The organism is Rhodococcus sp. 14-2483-1-1, assembly GCF_002259335.1.
Taxonomy (GTDB): domain Bacteria; phylum Actinomycetota; class Actinomycetes; order Mycobacteriales; family Mycobacteriaceae; genus Rhodococcoides.
In genome coordinates this window covers 1-12,379 of sequence record NZ_NPFX01000003.1, presented here as the reverse complement: position 1 = coordinate 12,379, position 12,379 = coordinate 1, and the positions used below count along the sequence as shown (strand labels likewise).

Below are 12,379 nucleotides of genomic sequence, written 5' to 3'. Positions count from 1 at the left end.
CTACGCCTCGACAGAGTCTGTGTCGGGAAGTGGGACGTCGAAGGCGAGCAGAGCCACGTCGTCCTGAAGTCCGTCTCCGAACGACGCCAGCAGGGTGGTGAGGTCGTCGACGATCTTCGGAGCAGTGGTGGGCCCCATCTCGGCGACGAAGGTCTCGAGGTTGCCGTTGTCGTCGAAGCGAGTTCGGCCGGGCCCCACGATCGCTTCGGTCAGGCCATCGGTGTAGAACGCCATGACGTCACCGGCCCGCAGTGTCACCGATGCCGACTCGAAGTGGGGTTCGGACAGGGCACCGACGAGCTGCCCACCGGTGGTGTCGACGAAATCGACTGCAGCGTCGTGGGTTACGCGTATCGCAGGTGGATGCCCGCCGCTTGCGAGGTGCACCACCGCGCCGTTCGGTTGCGGAGTGATGGTGCCGAACACCACCGTGCAGAACCTCGGGTCGTCGCCGTGAAACTCGTGATGCAGAACGGTGTTGAGGTTCTCCAACACCGAGATCGGGTTGCGGTCGAACACTGCCGCGGCCCGCAAGGTGTACCGGGTCAGTGACGTGACGGCGGCGGCACCGGCACCCTTACCGCTCACGTCACCGAGAAAGAAGCCCCACGTGTCTTTGTCGAGTGGAAACACATCGTAGAAATCACCACCGACTTCATCGAGGGACGCGGGGTGATAGTGGGCTGCGACGTTCATGCCGGTCGGAGCGGAGAGGATCGGTGGTAGCAGAGTCCGCTGAAGCGTCGACGCCAAGATCTGAACCTGAGTCCGTTCGGCCTCGGCCAACTTTCGGGCTTGCTCCGATGCTCCCAGCGCATCCTGGGATCGATCGAGGGCTGCTTCGGCATCGTCCTGAGCCGCCTCGGCATAAATACGGGCGTCGACGAGATCCTGCTCGCGCACTCGGCGTTCCGTCTCGTTGTGCAGCGTCATCGTGACGGTCATCGCGCCCGACTCCGAACGAAGTCTGTTCGCCAGCACGGACACCGCAGTGGACGACGCTCGCCCCGGCGCGCCGGTCAGCTGGGCTGCAGTCCCGATCGGCACGTCCGAATCGGATGTGGATGCAGCGTCGAGCAGGCCGGCCAGCACCGGCGCGAATTCGGTACCGAAGAGGTCTGCGACGGGGGTTCCCTCCAGCGAGTCACGGCTGCGGGCGGTGATTCGAGAGGCGGCCACGTTCGCGTACAGAATTCTGCCGCTGGCGACGTCGACCGAGAACACTCCGCAAGGCGCAGAGGCGAGTAGTTCGGCAGCCGAAGCGGTCATGGGTACTCCTCCTGATCAGGTCGCGCGGTGGGATGACCCGCTGGGGCGGGCCGCGGCGAGCGGCTTGCTCCACGCGACGGTCACGACCGTGCCGAGACCGGGTCGATGATCGACCGACAGCTCGTCCGATACTGCGGCGGCCAACTGCAGGCCGTGGCTACGAGTGGTCGTCGGTGTCGGTGGGTGCCACGTTCCGGTGTCGGAGACGGTCACGGTGAGCGTCTCGTGGTCGTACGCCGCGGTGATCGTCATCGTTCCGATTTCGGGGGACGCGCGATAGGCATGTTCGACGACGTTGGCGAGCGCCTCGTAGACCCCGAGCACGATGTCGTCCACCAGAGCGCTGTTCACTCCGAGTTCGAGCACCCAGCCGCGCAGCCGCCGACGAAGCGTGGTTGCCGTCGTCGGCTCGGCCTGGGCTGTGTGACTCCAACGCAGAGGGGCTGACCCCGAATTGCTCTCGGTCACGATCTACGCTCCGACCGGGGATGTGGTGTCATCGGTCGGCCTCGCCGCTGCGAGTCGACGACTGCACGTGCGCAACGGCGTCAGGAACGGTGGTGAACGTGGCCATCACGCGATCGATTCCGCTGAGCTGCACGGGCCGAACGACGACGCCGTTCACCGCAACCAACGCCATGCGCGAGGCGTCCGGCAGTCGATCGCACACGCGCACCAACACTGTGATCGCGCTCGACGACAGGAAACTCACATCGGTCAAGTCCACGACCAGGCCCCCCTTGGCGGTGTCGGCCGCAGGAAACGCCGTGGCAGACAGCGTGGGGATGGTGTCGAGGTCCAATTCCCCTCGAACAGTGAGTACGGTTGTCGAGTCGTGCGCAGCCGACACGATCTCGAACGGCCCTCCGGTCGGCTCCTCTGACATGTCTGCGACGTTACCTGTTATCGAGTGCGATTCACGACCGGAAACTGTCGATCAACAACCCGCCGGCACCGAGCACGTCCAGAACCATACGAACCGATCGTGCAGGTGCGAATACGGCGATCTTGCCCGGATGCGCGTACGTCGCATCGATGATCGCATTGGCCACACCCGAATACATGAACGACACCTGCGACAGATCGACCACCACCCGATCCGACGTGGACGCGAGGCAGTCGAGGCTGTGGACGAATTCGGCACGAGTGGACATGTCCAGCTCGCCGAATGCGCGCAGTGTGTCGAGGCCGTCGGAAGTGCGAACTGTCTCGAGTCGGAAGACGCCTTCGTCGTCGCGGAGGGAGCGTTCCATGGTTGCAGTGCTCGTCAGCATGTCCTTACCTCTTCCCCGAAGCGCTCGCTCCGATCGGTGTGCCCGTGCGGTGCGAGACGCTGAGTTGTTGTGCTTTCAACAATGTCAGTGCGTAGTTGCGGAAGGCTCTGCCGCAGATCACGAATCGGTAACGACGAGTCTCGGTTCGGTAACGCCGTCACCTGGCCAGCAGCTCTATGAGCGAACTGGTGACCTTCTTCTTCATCCAGCCTCGCACGCCGCGCTGCCCGAGCGCTGCCCGAGCAGCGTTCAGGCCTGCTGCTCCGTGTACCCCGCCACCGGGGTGCGCCGATGCAGAACCGAGGAACAGACCCTCGACGGGAGTTTCCGACCGTCCCAGCCCCGGAGTCGGTCGAAATATCAACTGCTGCTGAAGCTGTGCGGTCCCACCGTTCACTGCGCCGCCGTACAGGTTGGGATCGGCACCGTGCAGATCGCTCGGTCGCTGCACGACCCGGCCGACGATCGAATCCAGAAATCCCGGTGCATGAGCATCGAGAACTCTGTCCACACGGTCGGCAACGGTGTCGGCCGCGGCATCGTCGACGACGCCTCTCGGTAGATGGGTGTAGGCCCATGCGCTTTCGGTACCTTCCGGCGACCTGCTTCGATCGGCAGTGGTCATCTGGCCGAACAGCATGAACGGGCTCTGTGGGAGAACTCCGGTGGTGAGGTCGGCGGCCCAGTGGACGAGGCCGTTGTCGTCGGCACCGAGGTGAACTGTGCCTGCATCCGCCAAAGACGGTGAGTTCCAGCGTATTCGATGATCGAGGGCGTAGTTGACCTTCACTACCGGGGTGTCCCACTCGAAGGTGCGCAGGTCGTCGTGCACTCGACGCGGAACTGCGTCGAACGGAAGCAGTGAGCCGTACAGTGCCGGTGCCGATACATCGGCGACGATTGCCCTGCGCGCACGGAACGTGTCTCCGGCCGCCGTGTGCACCGCACGCGCGCGACCGCCGCGAACGTCGATCGATTCGACCAGCTGTCCGCATTCGAGCGCGGCACCCGATGCGGCCCCTCGGCGAATCAGAGCGCCGGTCAGCGCCGATGATCCACCGACCGGGGCGGGGTAGCCGACGTCCTGCGCGAGCATCGTGAGCAGGTAGCCCATCATTCCGCTCACGGGGGCGTCGGTCGGCACGTCGCCGTGCATGGCATTGCCGAGCAGCAAGCAACGCGCAGCTTCGCTGTGGAACAGCTCGTGAGCCATCACCCGGGCCGGTAGCGCCGCGAATCGAACGAAACGCAGCGTCTCCGGTACGCCGAGGGTGCGGACCAACCGTGCTGCGGGTGCCACGGGCGGAAACGGTCCGAACAGTGAATCGAGGAGCGGCTTACGAATGCGTTCCCACTGCTCGAAGAGTCGCAGCCAGGTATCGCCGTCTCGCGCGTCGTGTTCGGACAGCAGCGCGGCCGTGGTCTCGACGTCGTGATGGACGACCGGAGCGTCGGTGTCGTGTGCCGACCGTGCATGGCCGTACACCGCAGGGGAGTGCGACCACTGCAACCCGTGTCGTTCGAGCTCGAGTGCGGTCATGGCAGGCGATGCGAGCGCCATCGGGTAGAAGGCGCTGAAGAGGTCGCTGGTGAAACCCGGAACGAGCTCGGCACTGCGCACGGCACCGCCTGGGTGCTCGGCGGCTTCGAGGACCACCACGTCCCAGCCTGCGTCGGCCATCGCTGCGGCCGCTACCAACCCGTTGTGACCGCTGCCGATGACAATCGCGTCGACCTCGGTGGTGGTCATCGGGAAGTGCTCCTCTGCTCGGTCGTGGTCTTCCTGGTCAGGACTGTACCGACGACGTACAGTGCGACCCCCACCGCGAGGAGCAGTCCGGCGCGCAGCCACGTTGCCGCCGACTGTTGGGTCAGCAGTACAGCGCAGGTGATCAGCGCGAGAACGGGAAGTGCTGTGGGCGTTCGGAAATGGTCGGTGTCTGCGCGATCGCGGCGTAGCACGAGCACTGCGACGTTGGTGCTGACGAAGACGAACAGCAGTAGCAGCACCACGGTTTCGGCCAGTGCCGCAACAGATCCGGTTGTGCAGAGAACCATTGCGACGACGGTGGTGGCCACGATGGCAGTCCACGGTGTCTTGCGTCCGGGGAGAACGTTGGCCAGCGCTCCGGGGAGCAGACCGTCGCGCGCCATCCCGAACGTCAGTCGCGACGCCATGATCATCGTCAGCAACGCGCCGTTGGCGACCGCGACGAGCGCGACGAGGCTGAACACCCACGGCGGGATGCCGGCGTCTGCGGCGGCGACGACCTCGAGCAGTGGGCCTGTCGATTCCGACAGCTTGTCGGCAGGCACGACGGTCGAGACTGCGAGCCCGACCAGCACGTACACCACACCGGCCGCCGTGACGGCGCCCAGCAGGGCTCGTGGGTAGACCCGGCGCACGTCCTCGACTTCCTCGGCGATGTTTGCCGAGGTCTCGAAGCCCACGAACGAGTAGAACGCGAGCAGGGCCGCCCCGAGCACGGCCAGCGTCGGGGTTGTCTCGTCGGTGAATTCGAGGACGCGCGACGGCACGCCGTCCCCGCGGCTCAGTACGAGTCCGGCAAGGGCGATGACGACCACCAGTCCGGACACCTCGACCACTGTCATGACGAGGTTGGCCCGGAGAGATTCGGTGATTCCACGCGCGTTGAGCAACCCGACCAGCAGTAAGAAGACCACTGCGGCGGGGACGGCCGGCACGTCGAGGAACACGCCCAGGTAATCGCCCGAGAAGGCAAGCGCAAGCCCGGCGGCACTGGTGACGCCTGCGGCGAGCATCGAAAATCCGACCAGGAACGACACGAGAGGTTTTCCGTACGCCTGTTGCGCGAACACGGCTGCGCCGCCTGCTCGTGGGTACTTGGTGACCAACTCCGCATACGAGGCAGCGGTGAGCAGCGCCATCAGCAGGGCGACGAGCATGGGAAGCCAAATGGCTCCGCCGACCTCACCCGCGATCTCGCCGACGAGAGCGTAGATTCCGGCACCGAGCACGTCGCCGAGAATGAATACGAACAACATTCTCCCCGAGACTGCTTGTCGCAGTGGAGTGTTGGTCACGGCGCGGTGGACCGCTCGGCCAGGAGTGCAAGTCTGCGCAAAGCCTCGGCGTTGCGTGGATGCGCGAGAATATGTTGTATACGGTCCGGCACCAGGTCGAACGGTGCTGTGATCGCATGTTCGATGATCTCGATGCGGCATCCGGTGGGGATCGGGTGCAACCGCACTGTGATCGACGCCTTTCCGAACGGCAGTGCACGCGCCTCCAGCTGGAGTTCACGACCGGCGTGCATTCCCACCGACCGGGTCACGTCACTGAGTACCGCGGGCCAGGTGCCGACCGAATGATGGATCGAGCTTCCGGCAGCGGGCCAGTTGCCGTCGACGGCGCGAATTCGGGAAGCACCGACAACCCATGTCGCGTAGCTCCATCCGTTCGCGAGAACGTCCCATAGCTCGTCGCAACTGGCTGTCGTGTTCCTGCTGGTGGGCACTGTTCGGCCTCCGGGACTCTGGTCGTTGGGCGTGATTGCACGATCAGCGATCGTGCTCCGCTACTCCTGGGCTCGAAGTCGATGTGCTGCGCGGTGTCGTCGGTCGCTCGGTGAGCCGAACCGAATTCGACGTATGCCCCGAAACAGCGGGACCCAATCGGATGTCGACCACCTGATTCACGGGCGATCCAGGATTGTCATACTGAGTGCATGTCGACAATCGCGTATGTCATTGCAGGTTCGGAAGCTACCGGCGGTGCCGGTCTGCAGGCAGACCTCAAGACATTCGAGCGGCTCGGGGTGTACGGCGTCGGAACGATCACCTGCATCGTGTCGTTCGATCCGAAGTCCGGCTGGGGTCATCGATTCGTTCCCATCGACAGGTCGGTCATCGCCGATCAGATCGAAGTCGCCACTGCCGCACACGATCTCGATGTCGTCAAGATCGGCATGCTCGGTACCCCGGACACCGTCGACACGGTGGCCGACTCGTTGCGTCGGCAGTCGTGGCGGCACATTGTGGTCGATCCGGTGTTGATCTGCAAAGGCCAGGAGCCCGGTGCCGCGCTCGACACCGACAATGCGCTCCGGCGCGAGATTCTTCCGCTGGCCACCGTGATCACCCCGAACCTGTTCGAGGCGCAGATGCTGTCCGGGATGGACAAGATCACCACCGTAGACGAGCTCGGCGAGGCCGCGAAGAGAATCGCCGACCTCGGACCTCGCTACGTGGTGGTCAAGGGTGGTGCCGGGCTGCCCGGCGGCGAGGCCGTCGATGTCGTCTACGACGGGTCCGACCTCACCGTGCTCCGTGCTTCCAAAGTGGGCGAAGAACGTGTGTCGGGTGCGGGCTGCGTATTCGCCGCAGCCATCACCGCGGAGTTGGCCAAGGGCGCGGACGTGCTGGACGCCGTGGCGACGGCCAAGAACTTCGCGCACGCCGGCATCGTCGGCCGGCTCGCGAGCCGTGCTCCGTTCGCTGCTGTGAGTTGGCACGACTGACCGTCCGATCCGACGTCAGGTTTACCGCCGAGGTCCAGCGGGCAGCCGACGTGGACGGTTCGTCTCGAATGGGACGAACGGTCCGTATCCGGAGAGGATCCACATGGCAGACGAGAACACGAGCGAATCCGACGCCGGGGCAACCGACGACGATCGGACGACCCGCGGCCACGCGGGTGAGGCGATCGTCGACACCCGCAACTGGCCGGGCTACATCTGCATCGGAGTCGCTTTGGTGAGCCTCGGCCTCACTCTCACCGCGGCAGGGTACGGATTCACCGGGTGGGTGTGGATCGGGGCAATTGCCGCGCCGGTTCTGCTCGTGGCCGGGATTGCCCTCGTTCTCCTGGAGCGCAAGCGCGTCAAGGCTCAGGAAGGCAAGTCGCTGACCGACCCGGCTGGACATTGATCGACTCGACCTCGACCGGCGCCTTCACGGCCGGTACAACCGGTCGACGTACTCGTCGGCGGGCCTAGCGCAGGGTGTGCTGAGACTTGCGTTCCTTCTTGCCCTGCGACTTGTCGGCCCGTTTCTGCGCAAATCTGCCGGCCGACTTCAGTCCCTTCGACACGAAGTTGTCTTTCCCCGTCCGCTTTTCGAGGCTTTGCCCGGCGAAGGCCAACGCGCGAGCGAGGATGGGAAGCCCGATCGCGACGATGAGGTAGCGGTACAGGTACTTGCGTGCCAGCAAGGGAAGCATCGGAAGGATCCTTTCGTGTGGGAGTCGGTCAGCGGACTGCGCGTCGAACCTTCAGCGCGGCGGTAGCGGTCAGCGTGATGACGGCACCGACCACGGCTGCGCCGAGCAGCGAGACTCCTTGGCCGAGATCGAAGTTCCAGCCCAGGAAGTTGATCGTGGTGTGCACGGTGTTCTGCAGTACGAAGATCACCAGTGCGGCGACCAGTACGAGCGTGATCAGCAGGGCGAGCTTCGAGGCGAATCCGCCGCGGCGCTTGGTGGTCGTGGTGTCGGTCGATGTGGTCATGAGGGGTTTTCCGTTCTCCGGTGTGAAAAGTGGGATGAAGTGCAAGTGCCGCCGATCATCGAGATCGGCGGCACTCGATGAGCTGGGGTGGTTACTTGAAGGTGTCCTTGATGTTCTCGCCGACCTTCTTCACGCCTGCCGAACCCTGATCCTTCTTGCCCTCGGCCTCGAGGTCCTTGTTGTTCGTGGCGTCGCCCACAACTTCCTTCGCCTTGCCGATGGCGTCTTCTGCTGCGTTCTTGGCCTTGTCGATGAAGCTCATGGTGTTCGCCTTTCAGGTGGCTGTGAATGTTGGTAACGGATAGATAGTCGGTTTTCGCGCGGGAAAACAAACGCCGCTGTGATGTAGCTCATATCGCGGTGGCGTTCGGTCGAAAGATCAGGTGAGGGAGACCAGCTCGGTGATGTCGTCCTGGGGGAGCTCACCGTCGACCACGGCGGTGACCACGGAACTGTTCAACGTGATGGCACCCTTGTGGTTGTCCAGGAATGCGGTGTCGGCAGCATCGCGACCGACGGAGATTCGCACCAACGTGGAGCGGGGGGCGAGGCAGGTGGCATCGACAACACGCCATTGGCCGCCCACGAACGCCTCGGCGACAGCATGGAAGTCCATCGGATCGCAGCCGGGCGCGTACACCGCCACCAGGCGGGCCGGAACGTTGACCGCACGCAGCATGGCGACCACGAGGTGCGAGTAGTCCCGGCAGACGCCCTGTCCGGCGAGCAACGTGTCGACAGCACCGTCGATCGGATCACTGCTTCCCGGAACGTAACTCAGCCGAGCGCCGACCCACGCGGAAATCTTCGCCAGCAGTTCCTCGGAGTCCGCGTAGTCGCCGAATTCGGTGGCGGCGAAACCGTAGAACTTGTCGGCCTCGGCGTACCGACTCGGTCGCAGATAGAGCGACATGTCGTAGTCGGTGACCGGTGCCGGGGTGGTGTTACCCAGAATCGTGGCGTCGTACGAGACCTGAAGGTTGCCGACATCGGCGGGCATGACGTGAATCCGGTTGCCGTGCGGCCCGCTCACTTCCTTTGCCTCGATGGGTTTGCCGTCGAGGACGAAGGACAGTGATTCGGTGACCGTCGTCCCCGGGTGCGGAGCAATCGCGATCTGGAATTCGAGTGTGGTGGCTGCGGTGATGTCTACATCGAGGCGCGCGGATACGTCGCGTTTGAGCACTGGAACTCCTGGCAGGTGGTGGTGGGTGAACCTGCTGCCAGTACCCGTATCCACCGGAATCAATCGCGCCTCGTCACTCCAGTGATCAGCGCCACCCCAGTGCGGGGGCCACGTCGCGGAGCAGTGTCTCCACCACGTGAGCGCAGTAATCGACGCCCAACTGATTCGGAACGGTGAGCAGGAGGGTGTCCGCGGCGGCGATCGCCTCGTCTGCGGCGAGTTCTTCGATCAGTCGGTCGGGCTCACCTGCGTAGGTCTTGCCGAACCGGGCCTTGCCGCCGTCGAGGTAGCCGACTTGGTCGTCGCCGCTTCCCTCCCGTCCGAAGTAGGCGCGATCCAGGTCGCTCACGATCGGAAAGATGCTGCGACTCACGGACGTTCGAGGAGCGAAGTCGTGGCCCGCGTCGCTCCACGTCTTGTGAAAACGTTCGATCTGCTCGGCTTGCAACTGATGGAAGGGCACTCCGGTGTCTTCGCTCAGCAGGGTCGAGCTCATCAAGTTCATGCCCTGGCGTGCTGTCCACTCGGCCGTCTCGCGGGTGCCTGCACCCCACCAGATGCGTTGGCGCAGACCCGGTGCGTGAGGTTCCAGGCGCAGCAGGCCGGGCGGGTTGGGGAACATCGGCCGCGGGTTCGGTTGAGCGAAGCCCTTGCCTTCCAGGAGATCGAGGTAGATGCGGGTGTGCTCGCGAGCCATGTCTGCATGATCGGAGCCCTCCGCGGGGGAGTATCCGAAGTACCGGTAACCCTCGATGACCTGTTCGGGCGATCCTCGGCTCACCCCGAGTTGCAACCGCCCGCCCGAGATGAGGTCGGCAGAGCCGGAATCCTCGGCCATGTAGAAAGGATTCTCGTAGCGCATGTCGATGACGCCGGTACCGATTTCGATGGTGCTCGTTCTGGCCCCCACGGCGGCGAGCAGCGGAAACGGAGAGGCAAGCTGGTTGGCGAAGTGGTGCACGCGGTAGTACGCGCCGTCGGCCCCGAGTTCTTCGGCCGCCACCGCGAGGTCGATCGACTGCAGCAGTACATCCGACGCCGATCGCGTCTGTGACTGCGGGGACGGGGACCAATGACCGAAGGACAGGAATCCGATCTTCTTCATCACGTGCTCTTTCGTTGAAGGATCAACCATATTCACTGTACTTCAGCACGTGTCGGGGTGGTTTCATTCCCGACTCCGCTGCTACGCGCCGATTCCAGCGGTCAGCAATTTCGCCAGTTCGAGATACGCATCTCCGTCACTCAGGCCGGTCAATCGGAACACTTCTCGCGTCTGAATTCGGACCATGACCGAGGACGCGACGTCGCCGACGAAGGCCGCGTGCACGTCACGTACCTCGCCACTGGCAACTCCTTCGCTGATCAACTCCTGGACGCGTCGTGCGGCGATTGCGGTGTTGCGCTCGTACACCGAACGCGCCGACTCGAGCGATGCCAGATCGGTCATGAACTGTTCGGATGCCGATTCCAGAGCAGCACCGACGGCGGTGAGGTAGGTGGTGATGCGATTGCGGGTGCCGTCCACCTCGGCGACCGCATTTTCGACCTGGGTGGTCATGGACTTGAAGTAGTGCACTGTAGCTGCGCCGACCAGCTGATCCTTGCTGGACGCCAGGGTGTAGAGGGTGGACTTGGAGCAGCGAAGCCGTGCCGCGATGGTGTCGAGTGTCAGGTGTGCGAATCCCTCGGCCAAGAACAGACTCACGAGTTGGTCGAAGAGCTCGGAACGGCGCGCCGTGGCGTGCGAGGTCACGGGTGCGTTCACATCAAGGATGGTACTGCATCGACTTGTGCAGTACTGTGCATCAGTACTGCGGATCACCCTGCAGTACTGATGCTGAAACGTCCCGGAGGTTGTCCGTGCCCGTCGATCGCCTGTTGCCCACCGCTGAAGCACGTGACCTCATAGCGCTCACCCGAGATGTGGCGGACAAGGTACTCGACCCGATCGTCGACGAAAACGAACGCCATGAGACCTACCCGGACGGGGTGTTCGCGACCCTGGGCGAGGCGGGTCTGCTGAGCCTGCCGTACGCCGAAGAGTGGGGCGGTGGCGGCCAGCCGTACGAGGTCTACCTGCAGGTTCTCGAAGAGTTGGCATCACGTTGGGCCGCAGTTGCAGTGGCGGTGAGCGTGCACGGTCTGGCCTGCTATCCCATGATGGCGTTCGGTACCGATCAGCAGAAGGAAGACAAGCTCCCCGGCATGCTCGGCGGCGGACAGATCGGTGCGTACTCGCTGTCCGAGGCCCAGGCCGGTTCCGACGCAGCGGCGCTGAGTTGCAAGGCCGCCGCGACCGACGGTGGCTACACGGTGAACGGATCGAAGGCCTGGATCACGCACGGCGGTGTGGCTGATTTCTACAACCTCTTCGCCCGCACCGGAGAAGGCTCGAAGGAGATCTCGTGCTTCCTCGTTCCGAACGGAACCGAGGGGTTGAGCTTCGGTAAGCCCGAGGAGAAGATGGGGTTGCATGCGATCCCGACGACCTCCGCGCACTACGACAACGTGCACGTACCCACCGAATGGCGAATCGGAGCGGAGGGCCAAGGGCTGCAGATCGCCTTCAGTGCGCTGGACGCCGGAAGGCTCGGAATTGCTGCTGTCGCAGTAGGAATCGCCCAGGCAGCACTCGACGATGCAGTGAAGTACGCCCAGGAGCGCACTGCGTTCGGCAAGAAGATCATCGACCATCAGGGGCTGGGCTTCGTACTGGCGGACATGGCGGCTGCGGTCGATTCCGCCCGCGCTACCTATCTCGATGCGGCCCGCCGCCGGGACGCAGGACTTCCGTACTCCCGCAATGCTTCCGTCGCAAAACTGATCGCCACGGACGCAGCCATGAAGGTGACCACCGATGCAGTTCAGGTGTTCGGCGGTTACGGCTACACCAGGGACTTCCGCGTCGAGCGATACATGCGCGACGCCAAGATCACCCAGATCTTCGAGGGCACCAACCAGATTCAACGTCTGGTCATCGCGCGATCGCTCGCAAGCAACTGACGATCCGTACCCGGCTTTTCACACAACGTAGGGGACATCTGCATGACGACAACCGAACCCGATATCCATACCACTGCGGGTAAATTGGCCGATCTTCGTAAACGTCTCGCGGGTGCGGAGCATCCCTCGGGTGAGGCGGCGGTGGAGCGGGTCCA

The 12,379-nt window shown here is 64.0% G+C and carries 16 protein-coding genes; 3 read left to right on the top strand and 13 right to left on the bottom strand.

All coding sequences use genetic code 11. From position 1 onward, the window contains the following. From CH294_RS01765 to CH294_RS01735, 7 genes are all read right to left on the bottom strand, one after another. Positions 1–1,269: a SpoIIE family protein phosphatase gene (locus tag CH294_RS01765; protein ID WP_037176397.1), complete on the bottom strand. Its 1,269-nt coding sequence runs from the start codon at positions 1,267–1,269 to the stop codon at positions 1–3. A gap of 15 nt (positions 1,270–1,284) precedes the next feature. Next, positions 1,285–1,737 carry an ATP-binding protein gene (locus CH294_RS01760; protein ID WP_037155579.1) on the bottom strand — a complete coding sequence of 151 codons (453 nt, stop codon included), beginning with the start codon at positions 1,735–1,737 and terminating at the stop codon, positions 1,285–1,287. Positions 1,738–1,765: 28 nt separating this feature from the next. Continuing rightward, positions 1,766–2,155 carry an STAS domain-containing protein gene (locus tag CH294_RS01755; RefSeq protein WP_032404116.1) on the bottom strand — a complete coding sequence of 130 codons (390 nt, stop codon included), beginning with the start codon at positions 2,153–2,155 and terminating at the stop codon, positions 1,766–1,768. A 31-nt stretch (positions 2,156–2,186) separates the two neighbouring features. Further along, positions 2,187–2,543: an STAS domain-containing protein gene (locus tag CH294_RS01750; RefSeq protein WP_052058827.1), complete on the bottom strand. Its 357-nt coding sequence runs from the start codon at positions 2,541–2,543 to the stop codon at positions 2,187–2,189. Positions 2,544–2,700: 157 nt separating this feature from the next. Next, positions 2,701–4,293: an NAD(P)/FAD-dependent oxidoreductase gene (locus tag CH294_RS01745; RefSeq protein WP_094736829.1), complete on the bottom strand. Its 1,593-nt coding sequence runs from the start codon at positions 4,291–4,293 to the stop codon at positions 2,701–2,703. Further along, entirely contained in the window at positions 4,290–5,609 is a 1,320-nt protein-coding gene (locus tag CH294_RS01740) for an APC family permease (RefSeq protein ID WP_249304984.1), read from the bottom strand. The genes CH294_RS01745 and CH294_RS01740 overlap by 4 nt, the downstream gene beginning before the upstream one ends. Beyond that, a complete protein-coding gene (locus CH294_RS01735; protein WP_094736827.1) occupies positions 5,606–6,043 on the bottom strand; it encodes an SRPBCC family protein in 438 nt (145 codons plus the stop codon). Before CH294_RS01735 ends, CH294_RS01740 begins: the two co-directional genes overlap by 4 nt. A 210-nt stretch (positions 6,044–6,253) precedes the next feature. On the opposite strand from CH294_RS01735, the gene thiD reads away from it, so the two are divergent. Together thiD and CH294_RS01725 are read left to right on the top strand one after the other, a co-directional pair. Continuing rightward, positions 6,254–7,045 (top strand): bifunctional hydroxymethylpyrimidine kinase/phosphomethylpyrimidine kinase, encoded by a 792-nt coding sequence (gene thiD, locus CH294_RS01730; RefSeq protein ID WP_094736826.1) that lies wholly within the window; start codon positions 6,254–6,256, stop codon positions 7,043–7,045. Positions 7,046–7,148: 103 nt separating this feature from the next. Next, complete coding sequence (locus CH294_RS01725; protein WP_037155585.1) at positions 7,149–7,454, top strand: membrane protein; 306 nt, start codon at positions 7,149–7,151, stop codon at positions 7,452–7,454. A gap of 64 nt (positions 7,455–7,518) precedes the next feature. On the opposite strand, the gene CH294_RS01720 is transcribed toward CH294_RS01725, so the two are convergent. The 6 genes from CH294_RS01720 to CH294_RS01695 all read right to left on the bottom strand — a co-directional run bounded on the left by CH294_RS01720 (position 7,519) and on the right by CH294_RS01695 (position 10,986). Further along, entirely contained in the window at positions 7,519–7,746 is a 228-nt protein-coding gene (locus CH294_RS01720) for a hypothetical protein (RefSeq protein WP_094736825.1), read from the bottom strand. 28 nt (positions 7,747–7,774) lie between these two features. Continuing rightward, on the bottom strand, positions 7,775–8,032 hold the full coding sequence (locus CH294_RS01715) for a lipopolysaccharide assembly protein LapA domain-containing protein (protein WP_032377157.1): 258 nt from the start codon (positions 8,030–8,032) through the stop codon (positions 7,775–7,777). A 91-nt stretch (positions 8,033–8,123) separates the two neighbouring features. Continuing rightward, on the bottom strand, positions 8,124–8,294 hold the full coding sequence (locus tag CH294_RS01710; protein WP_027495724.1) for a CsbD family protein: 171 nt from the start codon (positions 8,292–8,294) through the stop codon (positions 8,124–8,126). A 117-nt stretch (positions 8,295–8,411) separates the two neighbouring features. Beyond that, a complete protein-coding gene (locus CH294_RS01705; protein ID WP_052058828.1) occupies positions 8,412–9,218 on the bottom strand; it encodes a transglutaminase family protein in 807 nt (268 codons plus the stop codon). Positions 9,219–9,303: 85 nt separating this feature from the next. Further along, complete coding sequence (locus CH294_RS01700) at positions 9,304–10,323, bottom strand: LLM class flavin-dependent oxidoreductase (RefSeq protein ID WP_032377156.1); 1,020 nt, start codon at positions 10,321–10,323, stop codon at positions 9,304–9,306. Positions 10,324–10,404: 81 nt separating this feature from the next. Beyond that, positions 10,405–10,986, bottom strand: a complete 582-nt coding sequence (locus CH294_RS01695; RefSeq protein ID WP_230592549.1) for a TetR/AcrR family transcriptional regulator — start codon at positions 10,984–10,986, stop codon at positions 10,405–10,407. A 95-nt stretch (positions 10,987–11,081) separates the two neighbouring features. Between CH294_RS01695 and CH294_RS01690 the strand changes: the two genes are divergently transcribed. Then, positions 11,082–12,224 (top strand): acyl-CoA dehydrogenase family protein, encoded by a 1,143-nt coding sequence (locus CH294_RS01690; RefSeq protein ID WP_094736824.1) that lies wholly within the window; start codon positions 11,082–11,084, stop codon positions 12,222–12,224. Positions 12,225–12,379: the final 155 nt, after the last annotated feature.